Annotated in this window: 18 protein-coding genes; 13 read left to right on the top strand and 5 right to left on the bottom strand. The window is 71.4% G+C overall.

The window, feature by feature from the left end; genetic code table 11:
• Positions 1 to 28: 28 nt before the first annotated feature.
• Entirely contained in the window at positions 29 to 1,549 is a 1,521-nt protein-coding gene (locus ACQRWP_RS21525; protein ID WP_430497267.1) for a VOC family protein, read from the bottom strand.
• 142 nt (positions 1,550 to 1,691) lie between these two features.
• On the opposite strand from ACQRWP_RS21525, the gene ndk reads away from it, so the two are divergent.
• The gene (ndk, locus tag ACQRWP_RS21520) at positions 1,692 to 2,117 is read left to right on the top strand and encodes a nucleoside-diphosphate kinase (protein ID WP_141910817.1); all 426 of its coding nucleotides are present in this window, start codon (positions 1,692 to 1,694) and stop codon (positions 2,115 to 2,117) included.
• Between the two features lie 37 nt (positions 2,118 to 2,154).
• Here the strand turns inward: ndk and sigJ are convergent, their stop codons facing one another.
• The 3 genes from sigJ to ACQRWP_RS21505 all read right to left on the bottom strand — a co-directional run bounded on the left by sigJ (position 2,155) and on the right by ACQRWP_RS21505 (position 4,765).
• A complete protein-coding gene (gene sigJ, locus ACQRWP_RS21515; RefSeq protein WP_430497264.1) occupies positions 2,155 to 3,033 on the bottom strand; it encodes an RNA polymerase sigma factor SigJ in 879 nt (292 codons plus the stop codon).
• Positions 3,030 to 3,461: a carboxymuconolactone decarboxylase family protein gene (locus ACQRWP_RS21510; protein WP_430503247.1), complete on the bottom strand. Its 432-nt coding sequence runs from the start codon at positions 3,459 to 3,461 to the stop codon at positions 3,030 to 3,032. Before ACQRWP_RS21510 ends, sigJ begins: the two co-directional genes overlap by 4 nt.
• Before the next feature lie 125 nt (positions 3,462 to 3,586).
• On the bottom strand, positions 3,587 to 4,765 hold the full coding sequence (locus ACQRWP_RS21505) for an acyltransferase family protein (protein ID WP_430497262.1): 1,179 nt from the start codon (positions 4,763 to 4,765) through the stop codon (positions 3,587 to 3,589).
• Positions 4,766 to 5,112: 347 nt separating this feature from the next.
• Between ACQRWP_RS21505 and ileS the strand changes: the two genes are divergently transcribed.
• Positions 5,113 to 8,307: an isoleucine--tRNA ligase gene (gene ileS / locus ACQRWP_RS21500; protein WP_430497260.1), complete on the top strand. Its 3,195-nt coding sequence runs from the start codon at positions 5,113 to 5,115 to the stop codon at positions 8,305 to 8,307.
• A gap of 105 nt (positions 8,308 to 8,412) precedes the next feature.
• On the top strand, positions 8,413 to 9,102 hold the full coding sequence (locus ACQRWP_RS21495) for a lysophospholipid acyltransferase family protein (protein ID WP_238678458.1): 690 nt from the start codon (positions 8,413 to 8,415) through the stop codon (positions 9,100 to 9,102).
• A gap of 193 nt (positions 9,103 to 9,295) precedes the next feature.
• On the opposite strand, the gene ACQRWP_RS21490 is transcribed toward ACQRWP_RS21495, so the two are convergent.
• Positions 9,296 to 10,570 carry a hypothetical protein gene (locus ACQRWP_RS21490; protein ID WP_430497258.1) on the bottom strand — a complete coding sequence of 425 codons (1,275 nt, stop codon included), beginning with the start codon at positions 10,568 to 10,570 and terminating at the stop codon, positions 9,296 to 9,298.
• Between the two features lie 107 nt (positions 10,571 to 10,677).
• On the opposite strand from ACQRWP_RS21490, the gene ACQRWP_RS21485 reads away from it, so the two are divergent.
• The 10 genes from ACQRWP_RS21485 to obgE all read left to right on the top strand — a co-directional run bounded on the left by ACQRWP_RS21485 (position 10,678) and on the right by obgE (position 23,403).
• Positions 10,678 to 12,678 (top strand): TIGR03960 family B12-binding radical SAM protein, encoded by a 2,001-nt coding sequence (locus ACQRWP_RS21485; protein WP_410815351.1) that lies wholly within the window; start codon positions 10,678 to 10,680, stop codon positions 12,676 to 12,678.
• 261 nt (positions 12,679 to 12,939) lie between these two features.
• Positions 12,940 to 13,380 carry a hypothetical protein gene (locus ACQRWP_RS21480; RefSeq protein ID WP_430497256.1) on the top strand — a complete coding sequence of 147 codons (441 nt, stop codon included), beginning with the start codon at positions 12,940 to 12,942 and terminating at the stop codon, positions 13,378 to 13,380.
• A gap of 10 nt (positions 13,381 to 13,390) precedes the next feature.
• Positions 13,391 to 14,893: a WXG100 family type VII secretion target gene (locus tag ACQRWP_RS21475; protein ID WP_430497254.1), complete on the top strand. Its 1,503-nt coding sequence runs from the start codon at positions 13,391 to 13,393 to the stop codon at positions 14,891 to 14,893.
• Between the two features lie 10 nt (positions 14,894 to 14,903).
• Positions 14,904 to 16,310, top strand: a complete 1,407-nt coding sequence (gene mycP, locus ACQRWP_RS21470; protein ID WP_430497252.1) for a type VII secretion-associated serine protease mycosin — start codon at positions 14,904 to 14,906, stop codon at positions 16,308 to 16,310.
• A 157-nt stretch (positions 16,311 to 16,467) separates the two neighbouring features.
• The gene (locus tag ACQRWP_RS21465; RefSeq protein ID WP_430497251.1) at positions 16,468 to 17,280 is read left to right on the top strand and encodes a TIGR03936 family radical SAM-associated protein; all 813 of its coding nucleotides are present in this window, start codon (positions 16,468 to 16,470) and stop codon (positions 17,278 to 17,280) included.
• Positions 17,281 to 17,411: 131 nt separating this feature from the next.
• A complete protein-coding gene (locus ACQRWP_RS21460; RefSeq protein WP_430497249.1) occupies positions 17,412 to 20,495 on the top strand; it encodes an Rne/Rng family ribonuclease in 3,084 nt (1,027 codons plus the stop codon).
• A 116-nt stretch (positions 20,496 to 20,611) separates the two neighbouring features.
• Positions 20,612 to 21,094: a hypothetical protein gene (locus tag ACQRWP_RS21455; protein WP_430497248.1), complete on the top strand. Its 483-nt coding sequence runs from the start codon at positions 20,612 to 20,614 to the stop codon at positions 21,092 to 21,094.
• Between the two features lie 166 nt (positions 21,095 to 21,260).
• Positions 21,261 to 21,575, top strand: coding sequence for a 50S ribosomal protein L21 (rplU, locus tag ACQRWP_RS21450; protein WP_007464063.1), 315 nt, complete (start codon positions 21,261 to 21,263; stop codon positions 21,573 to 21,575).
• A gap of 11 nt (positions 21,576 to 21,586) precedes the next feature.
• A complete protein-coding gene (rpmA, locus tag ACQRWP_RS21445; RefSeq protein ID WP_007464062.1) occupies positions 21,587 to 21,841 on the top strand; it encodes a 50S ribosomal protein L27 in 255 nt (84 codons plus the stop codon).
• 95 nt (positions 21,842 to 21,936) lie between these two features.
• Positions 21,937 to 23,403: a GTPase ObgE gene (gene obgE, locus ACQRWP_RS21440; protein WP_425698925.1), complete on the top strand. Its 1,467-nt coding sequence runs from the start codon at positions 21,937 to 21,939 to the stop codon at positions 23,401 to 23,403.
• Positions 23,404 to 23,426: the final 23 nt, after the last annotated feature.

The following is a 23,426-nucleotide window of genomic DNA, read 5'->3' as shown; positions in this document are numbered from 1 at the left end:
GGCCGGCGCCGTCCGAAGGCGGGCCGGGTCAGGCGTCGGCGCGTTCACGCCACTGGGTGAGCGCGACGCCGTGGCCGTCCGGGTCGCGGAAGGCCGCCGCCCACACCTCCAGCTTGGTGCCGCGGTTGACCACCCGGGGCGCGTACGTGAAGCGGACGCCCGACTCGCGCAACCGCTCGTACGCCGCCTCGATGTCGTTCACCTCCAGGTTGACGTGCACGAGTCGGCGGCTGATGGGCGCCGCTCCGGTCACCTCGCGCAGGACGATCCGGGTCGTCCCGGAGGCGAGGACGGCGTTGTGGGCACCCTGGTCGACCTCGCTGAAGCCGAGCACGTCGCGGTAGAAGCCGAGCGACCGGGGCAGGTCGGTGACCAGCAGGGTGAGGCCCACCCCACTGATCGGCCCGGTCGGGTCCGCGGCCGAGTCGGCGTCGAACCCGAAGATCGCCTGGTCCAGTTCCTCGTCGGTCACCGTCGCGCGTGCGGCCCCGGCCGGGGAGGGATCGTCCAGGGGAAGATCGAGTGGGTCCAGCGGGTCGACCGAACCCGGGCCGGACCGCTGGGCGGGCGGAGGGTCGAAGCGCTGCGCGCTGGGCTGCTCGAAGCGCTGCGCACTGGGCGGGTCGGCGGGATCCTCGACGGGTGGGGTGGTCGTGCCGCCCGCCTCCGACGCGTCGAACCGGTCGGCCGCGGGCTCGTCGAAGCGCTCCTCGGCGGGCGGGCGCGGCGCGGGAGTAGTTGCCCGTCGGGGCAGCCCACCGGCCTGCGGTTCGACGACGACGCCCTCCAACACCACCGGGCCACCCGGGCTCTGATGCATCACCACGGGCTCGCGCTCCTCGGGCACGACGCCCGGGTCATCGCGCCGGATGTCGTCGCGCCGGAGGTCGTCGCGCCGGAGGTCGTCATGCCGCGGGTCGTCGCGCCGAGGGTCGGTGCGCAGCGGGTCACCGAGCGAGTCCCGGAACGGGTCACCGACCGGATCGCGGAAGTCGTCGCGGAAGTCGTCATCGGGTGCCCGGTCGGCCCACGGCGGCGCGTCCTGCTGAATCAGCAGATCGTCCATCGCCTCCGCGTCGGCGAACTCCGGCGGGAGATCGGCGACGGCAGCGGCGGTCTCGGCGTGGGTGGGCACCTCGTCCCAGAGGACCTTGACGTGCCGCTGGTCGTCCAACGCGACCCGGATCGGCAGGGTCTGGCCCAGCGACGGCCACTTGGAGACCGGCACCCTCGGCTCAATGATCTTCTTGGACCGTGGTGGCAGACCAGGGGCGTCGATCACCAGTTGCAGTTCGCAGCGGCCGAACGCGTACTGGGTTGGTGGTTCGGAGGCGCTGTGCACATGACCGACGCCGACGACCCAGGTGCGACCGCCGCCGCGTACGGTCGCCAGCGCGATCGCCAGCACCAGCAGGGCGACCCCGAGAGCCACGATGGCCCAACTGGTCATGCCCAGCCCGAACAGGACGACGAACGTGGCCACGGTGCCCAGCACCGTGCCGATCAGCTTGCGTACCGGCGCGATGGGTCGGTTCCCGCCATTCGCCACAGTGGACCTCCCGGGGGTCAGGGCCAGGCTAGGCCGGATCGGCCACCGGGGGAAAGACCGGCCGCCGCGCCGGCGCCGGGACCGGGTCGCTAGGCTGACCGTACCGATCCCAAGCGTTCAGCGCGTACAGGAGGAACCCAGCGTGTCCAGCAACAGCCCGGATGAGCGCAGCCTCGTTCTGATCAAGCCCGACGCGGTCCGCCGCGGCCTGGTCGGCGAGGTCCTCTCCCGCTTCGAGCGCAAGGGGCTGCGGATCGACGCGATGGCGCACCGGACGATGGACGCCGCGCTCGCCGACGAGCACTACGCCGAGCACGTCGACAAGGCGTTCTACCCGCCGCTGAAGGACTTCATGACCGGCGGCCCGCTGGTCGCCCTGGTGCTCTCCGGCGACCAGGTCATCGATGTGGTCCGCGGGTTGGTCGGCGCCACCGACGGACGCAAGGCCGTCGCCGGCACCATCCGGGGTGACCTGTCGCTGTCCAACCGGGAGAACCTGGTGCACGCCTCCGACTCGACGGACAGCGCCAAGCGCGAGATCGCGCTCTGGTTCCCCGAGCTGGGCTGACGCCCACCCGCCCCGGGCCGACCGACGAGGCACGGGTTCAGCCGACCGCCGGCACCTTCGCCGGGTTGCCGACCACGTAGATCCCGGTGATCTGTCCGTCGGCCGCGGCGATGGTCAGCGTGTACCGACTGCCGTCCGCACGGGTGATCAGCATCGCCGGTTCCCCGTTGAGCTCGACCGGATCCATTGTCACTCGGTGACGCGGGCCGTAGACCCCGGCGTAGAACCGGGCGATCCGGTCCGCGCCGGTGACCGGGTTGAGGGCGGCCCGCACCCGACCGCCGCCGTCGTTCCACGCTGTGGCGTCGGCGGCCACCAGGTCGGTGAGCCTGGCCAGGTCGCCGTCGCGGGCGGCGGCGAGGAACGCGTCCAGCAGCCGCTCCCGCTCCGGGCGGCTGGCGGTGAAGCGACGCTGCTCCTGCCGTACCCGAGCGGTCGCCCGGTGGTACAGCTGCCGGCAGTCGGCGACGGACCGGTCCAGGATCTCGGCGATCTCCGCGTACGGCAGGTCGAAGGCCGTGTGCAGGACGTAGACCGCCCGCTCCGGCGGGGTGAGCCGCTCCAGGACGTGCAGCAACGCGGTGGAGAGCGAGTCGCGTAGCTCCACCCGGTCCAACGGCCCGAACGGCGAGGGCGCGGTCGGCACCGGCTCGGGCAGCCACGTCCCGACGTACGTCTCGCGGGACGCCTGCCGGGCGCGCAGCCGGTCCAGGGCCAACCGGGTGACCACCCGGGACAGGTACCGGCGCGGCTCCTCCACCCGGGCCCGGTCCACACCCAGCCAGCGCAGGTACGCCTCCTGGAGCACGTCCTCCGCGTCGTGCCGGCTGCCGAGCAGGCGGTACGCGAGCCCAAGCAGCATCGGCCGGTGCGCCTCGAGCGCACCGGCCGCCTCCGCTGCCGCCTCGGTGGTCACGCCTGGGCTGGAGGCTCCAGCCGCATCGTCACCCCGATCCGATTCCACACGTTGATTGTGGCAATCGCGATGACGAGGTCGGCCAGTTCCTTCTCCGACCAGACCTTCGCGGCGTCATCCCACACCTCGTCCGGCACCCCGTGCTCGCCGAGCCGGGTGACCGCGTCGGTGAGGGCCAGCGCGGCCCGCTCCCGCTCGTCGAAGAAGGGCGCCTCGCGCCAGGTGGCGACCGCGAACAGTCGCTGGCTCGACTCGCCGCCGGCGAGCGCGTCCCGGCTGTGCATGTCCACGCAGTACGCGCACCCGTTGATCATCGACGCCCGCAGCTTCACCAGCTCCAGCACGGTGCGGTCGACGTTCGTCTGGACGTACTTCTCCAACCCCATGACGGCCTTGTACGCCTGCGGCGCGACCTCGGCCGGGTTCATCCGTTGCACGACTACCTCCTGATCGGTCCGACGCTGGTACGACGGTTGGGCCGGGCCAGGTCGTGACAACCGGGGCTGTGACCCCGCTCATGCCGCCGAGGCGGACGGGGTGGCCAGCCTCATGATCAGCGGCGGTCGCCGCCGGGGGTAAGGACCGGCATGGCGGGCACCGTGCGCTCGGAGAGTTCGGAGCGCTCAGGGGTGGGGGACTCGGCGGGGATGGGGGAATTCGGTGTGGCGGTCGGGGTGCCGGGGACCACCTTTCCCCGTCCGGAGAACCGGCGTCCCACCCCGATCATCGGCTGCTCCACCCAGCGGTAGAGCAGGTCGGCGGCGAGCAGGCCGACCACGGTGGTGGCCACGAACAACCGGGTGCTGTGCCCGGCGTACGACGGGACCAGCGCGATCACCGTCGCCATGGCGAGGTACTGCACCAGGTAGAGCGAGTAGGAGCGTTCGCCCACCCACACCAGCGGTCGCCAGGAGAGCACTTTCGTCGGCAGGCCAGGGGCCAGCATGGCGGGGAGCAGTAGCGCCACGGCCACCGCGTACACGCCGATCATCGACTCCGCGTGGCCGTCCGCGGCGGGCGGCCAGTACGGCAGCGCCAGGTGTACGGCGACGAACCCGACGAGTACGGCGAGGGACGCCACGGGACTGGTCAACGGCCGGAACAGCGCGTACCCCCGGGGGTGGTGCAGGACGACCGCCAGCAGGCAGCCCACCAGGATCGACACGTAGTGGATCGGCCAGTAGGGCCAGTCCTTCTCGAACGGGATCAGCGCGACCAGGGCGGCGATGGCCAGCACCGTCACCGCCATCCGACGCAGAAACGCGGCGCGGACGAACACGAAGGCGAGCAGCGGCCACACCAGGTAGAACTTCCACTCGATCGCGATCGTCCAGGAGTGCGGAAACGCCTGGTTCGGCGCGAACTCGTTGACCATGAGCAGGTAGTACGGCATCGATTCGCGGAGCCTCGTGCTGGCGCCGTTGAGGTGCGCGAGGGCGTACGTCGCGGCGAGCACCACCAGGTAGACCGGCAGGATCCGGAAGATGCGCCGGACGTAGAAGGAGCGCAACGACACCCGGCCCCGCGACTCCTCCTCGCGCAGCATCAGCGTGGTGATCAGGAAGCCGGAGAGCACGAAGAACAGTTGAACGCCGACCCAGCCGGAGAGCCAGGTCCATCGCGGCCCCCCGAAGTGGAAGGCGACGACGATCACCGCGGCGATCGCACGGAGCCCGTCGAGGGCAGGGAACCGGCGCATCGCACGGTATTCGGCGTAACTTATCGTGGCCACGCGCTGAATTCTGGGGAGCGGCACACAACGCCGTCAAGGCGGCTCTCCCGCCCCTGGTCGGGTTCGTCGTGACTCGAAGGCGCGGCGGTGGGCGCGTCGAGTATCGTTGAACACCGTAAGGCGATGACCCGGCCATCACCGGTGAGCCTCCGGAAGAACAGCCGGGCAACCGGCCCAGTAGAACCGGACGGGTGCGGCCCGTCACAGCCGGTAATGAGCGGGCGGTCGATCGTGACCGCCAAGCGGGGTGGTACCGCGGACCACCCGGGAGCGCCGTTCCAGGCGTACCCGGAGGTTCGTCCTCGCAGACCCACGTTGAGTGAGCTGCATGAGGAGAGCGACCCCCGATGGCCTATCCGTTGCACGACCCGACCGCCGCCGGTGTCCCGGCGAGCCCGGACCTGCCCGCGGTCGAGCGCCGGGTGCTGGAGCACTGGACGGCCGACAAGACCTTCGAGGCCAGCATCGAGGCTCGCCCCGCCGGCACGGACGGCAAGAACGAGTACGTCTTCTACGACGGCCCGCCGTTCGCCAACGGACTGCCGCACTACGGTCACCTCTTCACCGGCTACGTCAAGGACGTGGTGCCGCGCTACCAGACGATGCGGGGCCGGCACGTCGAGCGGCGCTTCGGCTGGGACTGCCACGGCCTGCCCGCCGAGGTGGTGGCCGAGAAGCAGCTCGGCATCACCAGCAAGGCGGAGATCATCGACCTGGGCGTGGACCGGTTCAACGAGGCCTGCCGCACCTCGGTGCTGGAGTTCACCCAGGACTGGGAGCGGTACATCAACCGGCAGGCCCGGTGGGTCGACTTCACCAACGACTACAAGACCCTCGACCTGGACTACATGGAAAGCGTCATGTGGGCCTTCAAGACCCTGCACGACAAGGGTCTGATCTACGAGGGCTTCCGGGTGCTGGCGTACTGCTGGCGTTGTGAGACGCCGCTGTCGAACACCGAGACCCGAATGGACGACGTCTACCGGGACCGGCACGACCCCACCCTGTCGGTGTGGTTCGAGCTGACCGCCGACGAGTCCGCGCCGGAGCTGGTGCGCGGGCCGGTCAAGCTGGGCGTCTGGACCACCACGCCGTGGACCCTGCCGTCGAACCTGGCGCTCGCCGTCGGGCCCGACATCGAGTACGCGGTGCTCGAACGCGACGGCGACCGCTACCTGGTGGGGGCGGCGCGGCTGGCCGCGTACGCCAAGGAGCTGGAGTCCTACGAGCAGGTCGGCACTGTGTACGGCCGGGACCTGGTCGGGCGCCGCTACACGCCGCTGTTCGACTTCCTCGTCGAGCAGGCCGGAGAGAACGCCTACCAGGTGCTCGGCGCGGAGTTCGTCACCACCGAGGACGGCACCGGGATCGTGCACCTGGCCCCGGCGTTCGGTGAGGACGACCAGAACGTCTGCAACGCCGCCGGCATCCCCACCATCGTCACTGTCGACGACCACACCCGGTTCACCGCGCTGGTCCCGCCGTACCAGGGTGAGCAGGTCTTCGACGTCAACAAGCCGGTGATCCGGGAGCTGAAGGACCGGGGGGTGGTGCTCAAGCAGGACACCTACACCCACTCGTACCCGCACTGCTGGCGCTGTGACACCCCGCTGGTCTACAAGGCGGTGTCCTCGTGGTTCGTCGCGGTGACCCAGTTCCGGGACCGGATGGTCGAGCTGAACCAGGAGATCAACTGGACGCCCGGCCACATCAAGGACGGCTCGTTCGGCAAGTGGCTGGCCAACGCCCGGGACTGGTCGATCAGCCGGAACCGGTTCTGGGGCTCGCCGATCCCGGCGTGGAAGTCCGACGACCCGAACTACCCACGCCTGGACGTCTACGGCTCGCTGGCCGACATCGAGCGGGACTTCGGCGTACGCCTGACCGACCTGCACCGGCCGGCGGTGGACGACCTGGTCCGCCCCAACCCGGACGACCCGACCGGGCAGTCGATGATGCGCCGGGTACCGGAGGTGCTGGACTGCTGGTTCGAGTCCGGGTCGATGCCGTTCGCCCAGGTGCACTACCCGTTCGAGAACGCGGACTGGTTCGAGCACCACTACCCGGGTGACTTCATCGTCGAGTACATCGGGCAGACCCGCGGCTGGTTCTACACGATGCACGTGCTGGCCACCGCGCTGTTCGACCGGCCCGCGTTCCGCAACTGCCTCAGCCACGGCATCCTGCTCGGCTCGGACGGACGCAAGATGTCCAAGAGCCTGCGCAACTACCCCGACGTCTACCACGTCTTCGACGCGTACGGCTCGGACGCGATGCGCTGGATGCTGATGTCCTCGCCGGTGCTGCGTGGTGGGGACATGGCGGTCACCGAGGCGGGCATCCGCGACGCCGTCCGGCAGGTGCTGCTGCCGCTGTGGAACGTGTGGTACTTCTTCACGCTCTACGCCAACGCCGACGGGTACCAGGCGCGGCGGCGCACCGACTCCACCCACCTGCTCGACCGGTACGTGCTGGCGAAGACGAACGAGCTGGTGTCCACGGTCGGCGCGCAGATGGACGCGTACGACATCTCCGGTGCCTGCGCCACCGTCCGGTCCTACCTGGACGCGCTGACCAACTGGTACGTGCGCCGGTCCCGGGACCGGTTCTGGTCCGGTGACGCCAACGCCTTCGACACCCTGTCGACGGTGCTGGAGACCCTCTGCCGGGTGGTCGCGCCGCTCGCGCCGCTGACCGCTGAGGAGATCTGGCGTGGCCTGACCGGGGAGCGTTCGGTGCACCTGACCGACTGGCCGGAGGCGAGCGAGTTCCCGGCCGACCACGACCTGGTCGCCGCGATGGACAACGTGCGGGCGGTCGCCTCGGCGGCGCTGTCGCTGCGCAAGGCCAAGGGGCTGCGGGTGCGACTGCCGCTGTCCAAGCTGACCGTGGCCTCGCCGGTCGCGGAGCAGCTGCGGCCGTTCGCCGACCTGGTCGCCGACGAGGTCAACGTGAAGACGGTGGAGTTCAGCGCGGAGCTGTCCGCGTACTGCGAGCAGGTGTTGACGGTGGTGCCCCGGGCGCTCGGCCCGCGGGTCGGCAAGCAGGTGCAGCAGGTGATCAAGGCGGTCAAGGCGGGCGAGTGGGAGCTGGTCGACGGGGCCCCGGTGGCCGCCGGCGTCACCCTCGCCGAGGGCGAGTACGAGCTGCGCCTGGTCGCCGCCGACGCCGAGCACTCCGCGCCGCTGCCCGGCGGCGAGGGCGTGGTGGTGCTGGACACCGATGTCACCCCGGAGTTGGCCGCCGAGGGGCTGGCCCGCGACGTGGTGCGGGTCGTGCAGCAGGCCCGCCGGGACGCCGACCTGGACGTCTCGGACCGGATCGTGGTGTCGGTGTCGGCGTCCGACGAGGTACGCGCGGCGGTGGCCGCGTACGTCGACTTCGTCTCCGCGGAGGTGCTGGCCGACTCGGTGGACTTCGCCGAGGGCCCGGGCGGCTCCGCCGTTGAGGGGCAGAACGGCTCCGCCGTTGAGGGCCTGGAGGGCTTCGCTGGCGAGGTCGGCGATGGTGAGCGGGTAACGGTGGTCGTCCGCCGGGTATAACGGACCATCGCCAGGGTGCGGGCGCCTCACCACCTCCGTCTGGGAGGTGTGGAGGCGTCCGCTACCGTGACACCGCCTGTTCGCACCTGATCTGCCGGAGGACCAGTGCCCCTGCTCTACACCATCGGCAAGCTCACCGTGGCGCCCACGCTGCGGTTGGCGTTCCGCCCGACCGTGGAGGGGCTGGAACACGTGCCGGAGATCGGTGGCGCGGTCTTCGCCGGCAACCACCTCTCGGTGGCCGACGAGTTGTTCCTCGGCACGGTCGTGCCCCGGCACCTGGCGTTCTGGGCCAAGTCGGAATATTTCAAGGGCACCGGCGTGAAGGGTGCGATCTCCAAGTTCGTCCTCACCGGCCTGGGCGCGATCCCGGTCGAGCGGGCCGGTGGTCGGGCGGCGCTGTCCGCGTTCGACGCGGCGATCCCGGCGCTCAAGGGCGGTGACCTGGTGGTGGTCTACCCGGAGGGCACCCGCTCGCCGGACGGCAAGCTCTACCGGGGGCGTACCGGCGCGGCCCGGCTGGCGATCTCGGCCGGCGTGCCGATCATCCCGGTCGGCATGATCGGCACGGACAAGGCGCAGCCGATCGGTGCCCGGGTGCCCCGGCCGGGCACTGCCAAGATCACGGTTCGATTCGGCAAGCCGCTGGACTTCAGCGGCCGACCGGACGACCGCACGTCGCTGCGGCAGATGACCGACGAGCTGATGAGTGAGATCCAGAAGCTCACCGGCCAGGAGTACGTGCCCCGCTACGCCCCGCCGCGCGCCCACCCGGACCCGACCCGCGACGCCTGACCTCGGCCCTCGGCCGCAGGCTCCCGGCACCCAGGCCGAGGCACCTAGTCTCAAAGGCGGTATACCTCTGAGTCATAGATATGACTCAGAGGTATACCGCCTTGCGCTTTGTCGTCTTGGCGCGGTGTGACGCTGCGTCACGGCTGCTGCCGCCGGTGCGCGTGCGGTACGGGTCGATCGCCCGGCGTGCCGCTCAGCCCCGCTCGGGCTGGACGATCTGGGCGCGCAGGGTCGCCAGCAGGTCGGCACTGTCGGCGACGGAGAGTCGGGTGAACACGCCGGTGGCGATGCTGCCGTGGTCGACCGATGTGCAGACCACCACGGCGCTGCCGTCGGCGCTACCCACCGCGCACCGTTCGTGCCTGCCCCGCACACCGGTGTCCACGCTCTCCGGGGCATCCAGCGTGTACCGCTCGGTGAGCCGGCTGATCTCGGCCTCCGCGTCCGACTCCGGGCTCAGCCGGAAGCCGGTGCCGCCGAAGACCGTCACCCGCTTGCCGCTCGTCGTGGCGTAGACACCGGCGAACGTGTCCTCGGCCAGCCAGTGCTCCTTGCGTACCTCGCTCTCCAACTGTTTGGCGGTCTCCGTGCTGCGGCCGTCCTGCCGCAGGCTGAGGTCGTCCACCTGGACGGGTAGTGCCGCGCGCGCCGGGTACTGGGCCGAGATCGGGAACCCGTAGTAGGCGGGGCAGCCACAGCAGCAGGCAAGGGTGAGCAGCAGCAGCCACGGCCAGCGGCGTCGTCGGCGGACCGGTACCGGCACGTACCCCTTGGGGGCCTGCCAACCGGGCGGCGGCGTCGGCGGTGGCGGCGCGGTGGATCGCCGGCCCCGGCGCTGCTTCGGCACCTTCGGCACCTTCGGCGGCGCGGGTGGCGCGGGTGGCGACATCGGTCGGGCCGGCACCATGGGTCCGACGGCCCGCGGTGCGCTCGGGGCAGCCGGCGGCGGCACCGGCGGCGGCACTGGGTGCGGCACCGGGTGCGGCCCGGCCGGGGGGGCGGGCGGCCCGGACCACTGCCGGGTCTCCGGCGGCGTCGGATACGACATCGTCGGTGGCAGCGGGGGCAGTTCGGCGGAGGGAAGGTCCCAGCCGCCGGTGTCCACGCCGGCCCACGGGTCGACCGGCGTCTGGTGCTCCGGCGGCCCGAAGGAGACCGGCGGAGGAGGAGTCGGCTCGACCGACTCGCCCCAGCTGGACCGACGTGGCAGCGGCGGCGGCACCGGGGCCGAACCGCTCCACCTGGGCGCCGGGACCTCCGCGGTGGCGGCAGGCTCCGGCTCGTCCGGGGGTTCTGGCTGGTCCGGGGACTCTGGCTGGTCCGTGGGTTCCGGCTGGTCCGAGGGGTCCGGCTGGTCCGGGGGTACGGGTGGGGAGGTCGGCTCGTCGGCGACCGCCGCGTCCCGCTCCGGCTCCGCGCCCGGGGTGCTCCCGTCGGCCGGCCGTGCTCCCGGCTGGGGCTCCGGCATCGCGGCAATCTCCTCTCGCGCCGATCCGAGGTTAGTACCGCGCCGCCACCACCGCCGATCGGGCGTGCGCGCGATCGCCGCCGGACGAACGCGTACCCTTGGGCATCATGAGTGCCCCGTCCACGACGCCGCGCGCGGCCGCGACCAACTCCGTGTGGTCCCAGCTCGAGCCGCTGCTACCCCAGATCTCCAAGCCCATCCAGTACGTCGGGGGCGAGTTGGGTGCGGTGACGAAGGACTGGGACTCGGCCACCGTGCGTTGGGCGCTGATGTATCCCGACGCCTACGAGGTGGGCCTGCCCAACCAGGGCGTGCAGATCCTCTACGAGGTGCTCAACGAGCTGCCCGACACCCTCGCCGAGCGGACGTACGCGGTCTGGCCGGACCTGGAGACGCTGATGCGCACGCACGGCGTGCCGCAGTTCACCGTCGACGCGCACCGGGCGGTGCGCGGGTTCGACGTGTTCGGCATCTCCTTCTCCACCGAGCTGGGTTACACCAACATGCTCACCGCGATCGACCTGGCCGGCATCCCGATGCTGGCCGCCGACCGCACCGACGCCGACCCGGTGATCGTGGCCGGCGGGCACGCCGCGTTCAACCCGGAGCCGATCGCCGACTTCATCGACGCCGCGGTGCTCGGTGACGGCGAGGAGGCGGTCCTGGAGATCACCGCGATCGTCCGGGAGTGGAAGGCCGAGGGCTCACCGGGCGGCCGCGACGAGCTGCTGCTGCGGCTGGCCCGCACCGAGAGCGTCTACGTGCCGCGCTTCTACGACGTCGACTACCTGCCGGACGGCCGGATCCAGCGGGTCGTGCCGAACCGGGCGGACGTGCCGTTCCGGGTGCACAAGCGCACGACGATGGACCTGGACGCCTGGCCGTACCCGAAGAAGCCCCTCGTTCCGCTGGCCGAGACGGTGCACGAGCGGTACGCGGTGGAGATCTTCCGGGGCTGCACCCGGGGCTGCCGGTTCTGCCAGGCCGGGATGATCACCCGGCCGGTGCGGGAGCGGTCGATCACCACGGTCGCGCAGATGGTCCGCGAGGGCCTGGAGTTCTCCGGCTTCTCCGAGGTCGGCCTGCTGTCGCTCTCCTCGGCGGACCACTCGGAGATCGGCGACATGTGCTCGGGCCTCGCCCAGCAGTACGAGGGCACGAACGTCTCGCTGTCGTTGCCCTCGACCCGGGTGGACGCCTTCAACATCGACCTCGCGCAGGAGCTGTCCCGCAACGGGCGGCGTACCGGCCTGACCTTCGCCCCGGAGGGCGGGTCGGAGCGGATCCGCAAGGTCATCAACAAGATGGTGTCGAAGGAAGACCTGATCCGTACGGTCGTCACCGCGTACACCAACGGCTGGCGGCAGGTGAAGCTCTACTTCATGTGCGGCCTGCCCACCGAGACCGACGAGGACGTCCTCGAGATCGCCGAGATGGCGCACGAGGTGATCAGGGCCGGCCGGGCCGCGACCGGCTCCAAGGACATCCGCTGCACGGTCTCCATCGGCGGGTTCGTGCCGAAGCCGCACACCCCGTTCCAGTGGGCCGCGATGGACCGTCCGGAGGTCATCGATCACCGGCTCAAGATCCTCAAGCAGGCCATCAACGCGGACCGTTCGCTGGGCCGTGCCATCGGCTACCGCTACCACGACGGGGAGCCGTCGCTCATCGAAGGGCTGCTCTCCAGGGGTGACCGCCGGGTCGGCTCGGTGATCCGCAAGGTCTGGGAGAACGGCGGCCGGTTCGACGGGTGGAGCGAGCACTTCTCGTACCAGCGCTGGGTGGACGCGGCGGCCGAGACGCTGCCGGCGTTCGGGGTGGACCTCGACTGGTACACCACCCGTCAGCGCGACGAGCTCGAGGTCCTGCCCTGGGACCACCTCGACTCGGGCCTGGACAAGGACTGGCTCTGGCAGGACTGGCAGGACTCGTTCAGCGAGTTCGAGCAGGACGACTGCCGGTGGACGCCCTGCTTCGACTGTGGCGTCTGCCCATCCATGGACACCGAGATCCAGATCGGCCCCACCGGCAAGAAGCTGCTACCGCTCACCCCGCTGGGTGGCAACGGCATGAAGGTCCCGTCGGGCCACTCGCACTCGCACCCCTGACCGGGCTGCCTTCGGGCAGCGCCGGCCGGCGGTGACCTCACCACTCTCCACATCCGACATGTCGCCCAACGGGTCCGCGTCTCGCGGGCCCGTTGGCGTGTTCCGGCTCGACCCGCGCGGTGGTCAGCACCGGACGATCCCGGAGATCGGCCGCCATCTGTACCACGTGCTGGTGGCTGGGGCTGCCCCGACTAGGTCAGACTCGATACGCTGCGTCTGACATGGACCGACCCGGCGGGTCGGGGACGGGGGAGGAATCGCATGGGTAACATCCCGCCGCCGAGCATCGGCGATCTGCAGGTCAGCGTCGAAGACCTGGACGCGGCCGCCACGTACGTCGAGCGGCTCCGGCAGTACATCGACGACACGCTCAAGTACGAGATGGAACGCATCAAGACGCGGATGAAGGGCGACAGCAACAACGCCCAGACCGTCCCGAACGGCACCCCGTTCGGCGCGTACGAGGACGCCGTCATGCAGTGGCGGGCCCTGGAGACGTCCACTGCGAACATGGAAGCGCACCTCACGACGCTCTCCCAGAAGCTCAGCGCGCTCAAGGAGGGCACCGAGGAGATCGCCAAGGCGTTCCGCGACACCGAGGCGCGTAACGGCGCCAACGGCAAGGAGATCGAGCGGCTGCTGGAGTCGGCGGCGCCGCCGCCCACTGCCAGCGGCGCACCCACCTACCCGTACACGGCCTGAGGGGGACGTCATGGCTGGAGGAACCTGGGAGCGGTGCGTCCGCGAGGTGACGCTCTCCGCGGACCCGGAAACTGTCGGATCGGTCGGAGCGGGCTGGAGCAATCTCTCCAGCGGCCTGCAACAGTTGCGGGACGCGCTCGTCGGTCGCTCGTTCGTCGGCCCGATCGCGACGGGCCAGGAACGCCCGCACGTCGGCGGCCTGCCCGGGATGCTCGCCGGTTGGCAGGGCAGCGGTGGTGACGCGTACCGCGAGCACCTGGGCAAGATTGGCAAACAGATCGAGGATCTGATTACCGACGCGACAAACGTCAGCGGCGCGTTGACGCGGATCGAGGGCGACATCCGCAAGTCGGTCTCCACGATTCCGGTCCCACTGATGGACGACTTCGGCTTCAACGAGTGGAGCCTGCCCAACGGCACCGAGCTCGACGACGCCCGCGACGGCGAGAGCTCGTCGGGGTTCCTCGCCGCGCTGCGCAAGGACTACCAGAGCAACCCCGGCTCGTACGCCGACGGCGCGTTCCGCGACAAGGCCGACGACCTGGAGGCGACCATGAAGGTCGACGGCCAGGCCGGCGACCAGAAACGGGGCGGCTGGTGGGACACCGGGGCCCACCTGGACAACTGGTACCGGGACAACCAGCAGGCGGCGACCGCGGCGATGGCGCCGCTGCCCCAGGCGGTCTACACCGAGCGTCCCAAGCTCACCGTGAACCGGCCGGAGGGCTACGGCGGCTCGGACGAGGTCGAGCGGGACCCGCGGGTTCCGCCGACGGGGCGGCCCGACATCGGTAGTGGTGAGATCGGCGGAAAGCCCGACATTGGTGGTGGCGGCCCCACCATCGGCAGTAGGCCACCGGGCCTCGGCGACACGGGCGGTCCGACGTCCACCGTCGACCCGTTCTCCCCGACCAAGCCCGGTGGGATCGGCGATGGCTCGCCCTCCGGCGGCACCGGTCAGTTCACACCCCCGTCCACGGGCTCCGGCTACCCGGGCTACCCGGACGGCGACGCCGGCTACAGCAGCGGCCTGGCTGGCGCCAGCCCGAGTGGCGTCGGTGGCCTTGGTGGTGGCATCGGCGGAGGCGGGGTCGGCAGCGCCGGTCTCGGTGGCGCCGGCGGTGGTTTCGGAGGCGGCGCCGGCGTCGGCTCGGCCGGCGGAATCGGCTCTGGCGGTGGCCTGGGCGGCGGCGCGGGCGGTGGCATCGGCGTGGGCGGCATTCCCGGCATGGTGGGCGGCGGCAACGGAAAGCTGCCGCCGTTGACGAGCGCCGCGAACGCGCTGCGCACCGCCGCCGCCGCCGGCGCCGGCGGGGCCGGTGCCGGGATGGCGGGCGGCGCGCGTGGTGCCGGCGTCGGCGGTGCCGGAATGATGGGGGGCGGCATGATGGGCGGCGCGGGCGGCGCCGGACACGGCGGTGGTGGCAGCGGCTCCGAGCACTCGTCGTGGTTGACTGAGGATGACGATCCGTGGGGCCCTGGTGACGGGGCGTCCCCGGGTGTCCTTCGATGAGGATGGACGGATGAGGGTGAACGTCGGAAGCCTCCGGCCGGTGGTCGCCTGCCTGCTGGCGGGGCTCCTGGTCGTGGGGGCCGCTCAACCGGCGGCCGCCGCGCCCCGGCGGGCCGAGCAGTGGTATGTGGACGAGCTCCGGATCGAGCAGGCACACGAGATTTCGACCGGGCGGGGCGTGGTCGTGGCCGTGATCGACAGTGGCGTCGAGGCCAGCCATCCGGACCTGCGCGGTCAGGTGCTCGCCGGTGGTCGCAGTTACGGCGCCTCCGGTGACGGCCGGTCCGACGATGACGGGCACGGCACGCACATGGCCGGCATCATCGCGGCGAAACCCAGCAGCGACGGGGTGGTAGGCGTCGCCCCAGGTGTGAAGATCCTGCCCATCAAGATGCGCAAGGACGACGGGTCCTACCGTGACACCGGGGTTGCCCGGGGCATCCGGATGGCCGTCGACGGCGGCGCCAAGGTGATCAACATGTCATTTGGTGGCCCGGGCGTCGCCAACCCGGTGGAGCGGGACGCGATCAAGTATGCGTTGGACCGTGACGTCGTCGTGGTCGCCGCTGCCGGCAACACCGCCAGGGGCAGCGTCGCCGTGGACAGTCCTGCCAACACCCCGGGTGTGATCGCGGTGACCGGGACGACCCGGGGTGGCGCGTTCTGGTCCGGCTCCGTCCAGGGGCCGGAGGCGGTGGTCGCCGCTCCGGGCGACGGCATCTACAACGTCCTCAACGAGGCGGGCTACGGCTGGGGCGACGGAACCTCCGACTCCACAGCGATCGTCTCCGGTCTCGCCGCGCTGATCCGATCGAAGTATCCGGACCTCAGCGCTCCCAACGTGATCAACCGGATCATCCAGACCGCCCGGGACGCGGGTCCATCCGGACGAGACCCGCAGTACGGCTTCGGCGTGATCGACCCGATGAGGGCGCTGACCGCGAGCGTGCCGTCGGTCGCCGCCAACCCGTTGCTCGACCCGGCGGCGGCGGCGGCGACCGACCCGGGCCCGGCCCGCACCGGGGGCGCGGACGAGGAGTTCGACGTCACCCAGCACGGCGATCGCGGTGGTCCGACCGACCAGCAGGTCATGGTCATCGGCATCGGCATCGCCGTGGCGCTGGTGTTGCTGCTGGGGCTGGCGGTGTTCCTCATCTGGAACCGCCGTCGGTACCGGCGGGAGGCGGCCCGGGCCGCCGACATCCCGGATGAGGTGCTCCACCGGGAGGCCCCCGGCGGATACCCGGGGTCGGACGCGGACTACGCCCCGCCGCCCGGCTACCCGCCGCCGCCCGGTTACGCCCCACCCTCCGGCTACGGCCAGCCGTCCGGTTATGCCCCGCCCTCCGGTTACGGCCCCCCTCCCGGTTACGGCCCGCCGGGCGGGCCGCCGCCCGCCCCGCCGAGGGAGCGGTAACCGGTCCCGATCATGGTGGCCGGCTGGTGACCTCCGCGTCACCGGCCGGCCATCGGCTTTCGCGGCGGGCGGTCACGACCCCGTCGACCGGTTTGTACCCGTCTGACGGGGCGATCCGGCCGCCCCGGCTGCGTACCGTCACGAGCCCTGCGCCAGGATGGGCGGACACGCAGGTACACCCGAGGAGCCCACGATCGCCAGAAAGCCTCAACCCGAGGGCGGCCAGGCACCGGTCGTCCAGCGCGTCCGCATCCGGTACGCCAAGCGCGGGCCGCTGCGATTCACCTCGCACCGGGACTTCGCCCGGGCGTTCGAGCGCGCGCTACGCCGGGCCGCCGTGCCGGTCGCCTTCTCCCAGGGTTTTCACCCGCACCCGAAGATCTCCTACGCCAGCGCCGCGCCGACCGGGGTGGCGAGCGAGGCGGAGTACCTGGAAATCGCCCTTCAGGCGACCGTCGACCCGGAGGCGTTGCGCGCCGCGTTGGACGCCGCGCTCTCGCCGGGGCTGGACGTGCTGGACGCCGTGATCGCCGAAGGGGGCAACCTGCCGGACCGGATCGAGGCATCGCACTGGCACATCGAGTTGCCTGAGGTCGACACGGCGGTGCTGCGCGCCGCTGTGGACGCCTTCGTCGCGGCCGAGGAGGTGCTGGTCGAGCGGATGACCAAGCAGGGTCGACGCACTTTCGACGCCCGAGCCGCCGTGATGTCGATCGATGTCCAGATGCCTACGCCGACGCCTTCCGGGGCGCCGGCCGTACCGTGTGCGATACTCGAACTGGTCGTGCGGCAGGTCACCCCGTCCGTACGGCCCGATGACGTCCTTTCCGGCCTCCGCGTGGTGGCCGACCTGGAGCCGCCGGTTTCGCCGAGGGTGACACGGCTGGCTCAGGGCACGTTGACCGCGCAGGGTGCGATCGTGGATCCGTTGGATGCGGACCGCGACGGGGCAGCCATCGTTGGGCACTGACCGACGGTCGGTGTTCTGGCAGGCAGACTTCGGCGGTCGCGCACCACGCGCGCCCGGCGGAAACACTTTTGCGGCGACCCTGCGTGGCAGCGCTCACCCGCGCCCGGGCTAGCCAGAACTGGAGAACGTCCATGCTCGAGAACGAGCCCGAGGGCGGCGAACGGACCGGTTCACAGCCGGCCGGTGAGACCGCCGACCAGAGCACCACGGCCGACGGCGCCGCCGTCGAGACCTCCACCACGGCCGTCGGTTCGGCCTCGGTGGAACCGGACGGCGCGGAGAGCGCTACCGCTGGGGCCGAGCCGGCCGCGCCGGTGCGGCGTACCCGGGCGACCCGTCGTCGGGCCGCCCCGCTCACCCAGCCGGAGCAGACCGACGCCCCGATCGAGGCGCCCACCGGTGGCGCCGGCAACGTCGAGTCGCCGCAGGCGGAGGTCTTCGCCCCGATCTCCGGCGACCTGGACGTCGCACCGAAGACTCCCCGGCGCCGCCGCAAGGCCACCCCCGTCGAGACGACCGCTGAGGAGCCGCTGGTCGCCGCCGCCGCGGAGGAGGCCTCGGCCGAGGTGGTGCCGCCGGTCAAGGTGACCCGTACCCGGCGCAAGAAGGCCACACCGGCTGCCGTCGAGGAGCCACCCGCGGTCGAGGAGCCGGTCGTCGTGGAGCCGGACGTCGCCGAGGAACCGGCGGAGTCCGACCTGCGCGAGGCCGAGGCCGAGTTGAACGACTCCCCGGCCCTCCCGAGCACGTCCGCCGCCGAGCTGGCCTGGAGCAGCGGTGCGCAGGAGCGCTCCGGCGAGGTGCCCCCGGGTGTGGCCGTCTCCGGTGTGACGGATGAGCCGAACGAGCCGGCCGAGATCGAGCCGGAGCAGCCGCGGACCCGTCGTCGGCGCGCTGCGCTCTCCGCGCCCACCGTGCTGTTCATGGCGCCCCAGCCGGACGCCGTGCCGGTGACCCGACCGGTGGAGCCCGCCGCGGCGGCCGAGGAGCCGGCCGTCGAGGAAGCCGCCGAGCCGTCCCGCCGCCGTCGGCGTGGTCGCCGCGAGGTCGAGCCGGTGGAGCCGATCGAGGCGATCGAGGCCGAAGAGGAGCCGACCGACGAGGCCGACGAGGCCGCCGAGGCGGATGAGGACGACGAGGACAGCGCCGCCGCGCGCCGCCGCCGCCGGCGTGGTCGCCGGGGCCGGGGCCGGGGCAAGGGCGGGGCCGACGACGCCGACGACGAGGAGTCCGAAGAGGCGGCGCAGGCCGACGAGGAAGAGACCGCCGAGGTCGAAGCCGAGGGCGACGAGGACGAGGAGTCCGAGGGCGGGGACGGCCTGACCCGTCGTCGTCGTCGCCGTCGCCGTCGTGGCGCCGGTGACACCGAGGGCGCGGCGGACGACGGCGTGCCGACCGTGGTGAAGATCCGTGAGCCGCGCCGGACCGTCGACGAGGTACAGGGTGTCTCCGGCTCGACCCGGCTGGAGGCCAAGCGCCAGCGGCGCCGGGACGGTCGGGAGCAGCGCCGTACCCGCCCGCCGATCCTCAGCGAGTCGGAGTTCCTGGCGCGCCGGGAGGCCGTCGATCGTGTGATGGCGGTCCGCCAGCGCGGTGACCGCACCCAGATCGCCGTCCTGGAGGACGGCGTGCTGGTCGAGCACTACGTCACCCGCAACTCCTCCGGGACGATGGCCGGCAACGTGTACCTGGGCAAGGTGCAGAACGTGCTGCCGAGCATGGAGGCCGCGTTCGTCGACGTCGGTCGGGGCCGCAACGCCGTGCTGTACGCCGGTGAGGTCAACTGGGACACCTCCGGGCTGGAGGGGCGGGCCCGCTCGATCGAGCAGGCGCTGCGCTCCGGCGATTCGGTGCTGGTCCAGGTCACCAAGGACCCGATCGGGCACAAGGGCGCCCGGCTGACCAGCCACATCGCGCTCTCGGGCCGGCACCTGGTCTACGTACCCAACGGCAACGCCTCCGGGATCAGCCGCAAGCTGCCGGACAACGAGCGCAAGCGGCTGCGGGACGTGCTCAAGAAGCTGGTCCCGGACGGCGCGGGCGTGATCGTCCGGACGGCCGCCGAGGGTGCGACCGAGGACGAGCTGGCCCGCGACGTCAAGCGGCTCCAGGCGCAGTGGGAGGACATCCAGGCCAAGGCCGCCGAGGGTGGCGCCCCGGCGCTGCTCTACGGAGAGCCCGACCTGGTCATCCGGGTGGTCCGGGACCTCTTCAACGAGGACTTCCGCGAGCTGGTGATCGAGGGCGAGCAGTCGTACGACATCGTCGAGTCGTACCTGTCGCACGTCTCCCCGGACCTGGTCGACCGGGTGCGCCGGCATGTCGGGACGAGCGACGTCTTCGCCGAGTACCGGATCGACGAGCAGATCATCAAGGGCCTGGACCGGAAGGTGTTCCTGCCCTCCGGTGGCTCGCTGGTGATCGACCGCACCGAGGCGATGACGGTGGTCGACGTCAACACCGGCAAGTACACCGGCTCCGGGGGCAACCTGGAGGAGACCGTCACCCGCAACAACCTGGAGGCGGCGGAGGAGATCGTCCGTCAGCTCCGGCTGCGCGACATCGGCGGCATCGTGGTGATCGACTTCATCGACATGGTGCTGGAGTCGAACCGTGAGCTGGTGCTGCGTCGACTGACCGAGTGCCTGGGTCGGGACCGTACCAAGCACCAGGTCACCGAGATCACCTCGCTCGGTCTGGTGCAGATGACCCGGAAGCGGATCGGCGCGGGCCTGCTGGAGGCGTTCAGCGAGACCTGCGAGTGCTGCAAGGGTCGGGGCGTCATCATGCACACCGAGCCGGTGCCGGAAAAGCCGCGTCCCGCCGGTGCGGGGGAGAAGGTCAAGGCGGTCGCCTCGGCGGTCGCTCCCGCTCCGGCGGCCGAGCAGGGCGCCACCTCGTCCCGCCGCCGGGCGCGCAAGAACGCCCCGGCCGCGGCCGAGCGGACCGCGGTCGAGGTCGTCGACACCGACACCAGGGCCGAGCCGGACGCCGACTACCAGGACACCATGGGCTACGACCTGTCCCGCTACGAGTCGGACACCGCCGCCGCGCCGGCGATCTCCGACGCTCAGCAGGGCGAGTCGGCTCGGCTGGCTGCGGCGGACGACCCCGACGCGCTCGCCGACGGGGAGGGCGACGAGGAAACCACCGAGGGTGGTGGCGGCCGTCGCCGGTCGCGTCGCGGTGGAGCCCGTCGGCGGACCCGCCCCTGAGCGCCTGACCGGCCACGTGTTTGACGAGGTCCCTCTCCCGGCAAAGTGACGGGGGAGGGACCTCGTCGTTGCGGCCACCCGGTCCTCGATCGGCCCTCCCAGGTCAGGAGAAGAAGATGCGCCGTCTGCTCGCGGTCACCGGGCTGCTCACCATGCTTTCCGGCGCGGCCGGCTGCTCCACCGCTGGGACCGCCGAGGGCGCCGGCTCGGCGGCCGCTGGCACCCCTCCCGGCCCGACCGGCACGCCGGCCAGCGGTGGCGTGGCGGGTGGAAACGCCACCCAGGTCTGCGTCGCCGCGCAGAAGGCCAGCACCACTGCCGTCCGGACGTACGTGGCGGAGTTGGGTCAGATGCTCGCGGCGGTGGGTGCGGGGGACAGTCGCGCGGCCGAGGCCGCCCGGGGACGGGCCGAGGCGGCGCTGGCCGACTGGCGGACCGTGCTGCGTGAGCAGTCGGACCGGACCGACGATCCGCAGCTCAAGACTCTGCTCACCGACCTCGGAACCGAGGTTTCCGCGCTCGGTGCCGACGTCGAGTCGATCGACGAGACCGAACTCGACCGGCTCCAGCAGCGCCTCGACCAGCTCTGCGCGCGCTGAGCAGGGCGGGCCGGTTTGGGGTCCGGGCCAGCAATGGCGTACTCTTGCCTGCGGCCCACCTTTGGTGTGCCGAGTTCCCGTGTGCCCGCGCCGCCGTGCACTGCTACCCGGCGAGCCGCTGCGGGGACGACCGCCAGCAGCCTCAACGACAGGGAGTCCGCCTCCGATGTACGCGATCGTCAAGACCGGCGGCAAGCAGTACAAGGTCGCCGAGGGCGACGTGATCGAGGTCGAGAAGCTCACCGGTGCCCCCGGTGACGCGGTGAAGCTCACCGCGGTGCTCCTCGTCGACGGTGACGACCTGGTGACCGACGCGGCGAAGCTTGCCGAGGTCGCGGTGTCCGGCGAAATCGCCGCGCACACCAAGGGCCCGAAGATCCGGATCCACAAGTTCAAGAACAAGACCGGCTACCACAAGCGCCAGGGTCACCGCCAGCCGTTGACCCAGGTCAAGGTGACCGGCATCTCCAGCGGGAAGTAGGTCGTCCTCCAATGGCTCACAAAAAGGGTGCGTCCAGCTCGCGTAACGGTCGCGATTCCGCGGCCCAGCGACTCGGCGTGAAGCGCTTCGGTGGTCAGGTCGTCAGCGCCGGTGAGATCATCATCCGGCAGCGTGGCACCAAGTTCCACCCCGGTGACCTGGTCGGCCGTGGCGGCGACGACACGCTGTTCGCGCTGTCCGCCGGTGCGGTCCTGTTCGGCACCAAGCGCGGTCGCAAGACCGTCAGCATCGTTCCGCAGCAGTAGTTCTCGGGCTAAGCGGGCCGCGGACCTCCGGGTCCCGGCCCGCTTAGCCTTTTTCGCGAAGTGCGAGGTTGAGCCTCGCTGGAAGGATTGACGCCGTGGCAACGTTCGTTGACCGGGTCGTTCTGCATCTGCAGGCCGGCGATGGCGGGCACGGTTGTGCCTCGATCCACCGCGAGAAGTTCAAGCCCTTCGGTGGGCCGGACGGCGGCAACGGTGGGCACGGGGGCAGCGTGTCCCTGGTGGTCGACCCGCAGGTGACCACGCTGCTCGACTTCCACTTCCACCCGCACGTCAAGGCCGACAACGGCAAGGGCGGCGCCGGCTCGAACCGGGACGGGGCCAATGGCCACAACCTGGTGCTGAAGGTGCCCAACGGCACCGTGGTGCAGACCTCCGATGGCACCGTGCTGGCCGACATGGTCGGCGCCGGCACCACCTTCGAGGTCGCCCGCGGCGGGCGCGGCGGGCGGGGCAACGCCTCGCTGGCCAACGCCAAGCGCAAGGCGCCCGGCTTCGCCGAGCTGGGGGAGCCCGGCGACCAACTGGACATCGTGCTGGAGCTGAAGAGCGTCGCCGATGTGGGCCTGGTGGGCTTCCCGTCCGCCGGCAAGTCGTCGCTGATCTCGGTGATCTCCGCCGCGAAGCCGAAGATCGCCGACTACCCGTTCACCACCCTGGTGCCCAACCTCGGCGTGGTCCGGATGGACAACCACACCTTCACCGTCGCGGACGTGCCGGGCCTGATCCCCGGCGCGGCCACCGGTAAGGGCCTGGGCCTGGAGTTCCTGCGGCACATCGAGCGCTGCGCCGTGCTGGTGCACGTCATCGACTCGGCGACCCTGGAGCCCGGCCGTGACCCGGTGGCCGACATCGACGCCATCGAGGCCGAGCTGAGCCAGTACGGCGGCCTGACCGACCGCCCACGGCTGGTCGCCATCAACAAGGTCGACGTGCCGGACGGCCGCGACCTCGCCGAGATCGTGCGCCCCGACCTGGAGGAGCGCGGTTACCAGGTGTACGAGGTCTCCGCGGCCACCCGGGAGGGGCTCAAGGAGCTGACCTACGCGATGGCCGAGCTGGTCGACGCAGAGCGTAAGGCCGCTCCGCCCGCCGAGCCGACTCGGATCGTCATCCGCCCGATCGCTGTGGACGACGACGGTTTCACCATCACGGCCGAGGCGGACGGCTCGTTCACCGTGCGCGGTGTCCGGCCGGAACGCTGGGTCAAGCAGACCAACTTCGACAACGACGAGGCGGTCGGCTACCTGGCTGACCGGCTGGCCCGGCTCGGGGTGGAGGACAAGCTGGCCAAGGCCGGCGCGCAGCCCGGTGATCTGGTTCGGATCGGCGTGCGCGAGTTCGACTGGCAGCCGACCCTCTTCGCCGGTGTGGACTTCGTACCCGGCAACCGGGGCACCGACGTCCGCCTGGAGGAGAAGTCGAACCGGGCCTCCGCCGCGGATCGGCTCGCCGCCCGGAAGGCTCGCCGGGTGCGGTCGGCGGACGAGGTGGGCGCGGACGCGTCCGACGACGCCATCGACGACGAGGACGACGCCGAGTAGTTCGTTGCGCTCCGTGGTGGGGT

The organism is Micromonospora trifolii (assembly GCF_050516465.1).
Lineage (GTDB): Bacteria > Actinomycetota > Actinomycetes > Mycobacteriales > Micromonosporaceae > Micromonospora > Micromonospora trifolii.
Note: the sequence above shows the minus strand (reverse complement) of the source record. Positions and strands in the feature narration are given on the sequence as shown.

What these genes read in the sequence shown, in the direction of transcription:
- ACQRWP_RS21510 (WP_430503247.1), bottom strand. Translation starts at nt 3,461, where the DNA reads ATGAACCCGGCCGAGGTCGCGCCGCAGGCGTACAAGGCCGTCATGGGG.
- ileS (WP_430497260.1), top strand. Translation starts at nt 5,113, where the DNA reads ATGGCCTATCCGTTGCACGACCCGACCGCCGCCGGTGTCCCGGCGAGC.
- ACQRWP_RS21490 (WP_430497258.1), bottom strand. Translation starts at nt 10,570, where the DNA reads ATGCCGGAGCCCCAGCCGGGAGCACGGCCGGCCGACGGGAGCACCCCG.
- ACQRWP_RS21485 (WP_410815351.1), top strand. Translation starts at nt 10,678, where the DNA reads ATGAGTGCCCCGTCCACGACGCCGCGCGCGGCCGCGACCAACTCCGTG.
- ACQRWP_RS21480 (WP_430497256.1), top strand. Translation starts at nt 12,940, where the DNA reads ATGGGTAACATCCCGCCGCCGAGCATCGGCGATCTGCAGGTCAGCGTC.
- ACQRWP_RS21475 (WP_430497254.1), top strand. Translation starts at nt 13,391, where the DNA reads ATGGCTGGAGGAACCTGGGAGCGGTGCGTCCGCGAGGTGACGCTCTCC.
- mycP (WP_430497252.1), top strand. Translation starts at nt 14,904, where the DNA reads ATGAGGGTGAACGTCGGAAGCCTCCGGCCGGTGGTCGCCTGCCTGCTG.
- ACQRWP_RS21465 (WP_430497251.1), top strand. Translation starts at nt 16,468, where the DNA reads ATGGGCGGACACGCAGGTACACCCGAGGAGCCCACGATCGCCAGAAAG.
- ACQRWP_RS21460 (WP_430497249.1), top strand. Translation starts at nt 17,412, where the DNA reads ATGCTCGAGAACGAGCCCGAGGGCGGCGAACGGACCGGTTCACAGCCG.
- ACQRWP_RS21455 (WP_430497248.1), top strand. Translation starts at nt 20,612, where the DNA reads ATGCGCCGTCTGCTCGCGGTCACCGGGCTGCTCACCATGCTTTCCGGC.
- rplU (WP_007464063.1), top strand. Translation starts at nt 21,261, where the DNA reads ATGTACGCGATCGTCAAGACCGGCGGCAAGCAGTACAAGGTCGCCGAG.
- rpmA (WP_007464062.1), top strand. Translation starts at nt 21,587, where the DNA reads ATGGCTCACAAAAAGGGTGCGTCCAGCTCGCGTAACGGTCGCGATTCC.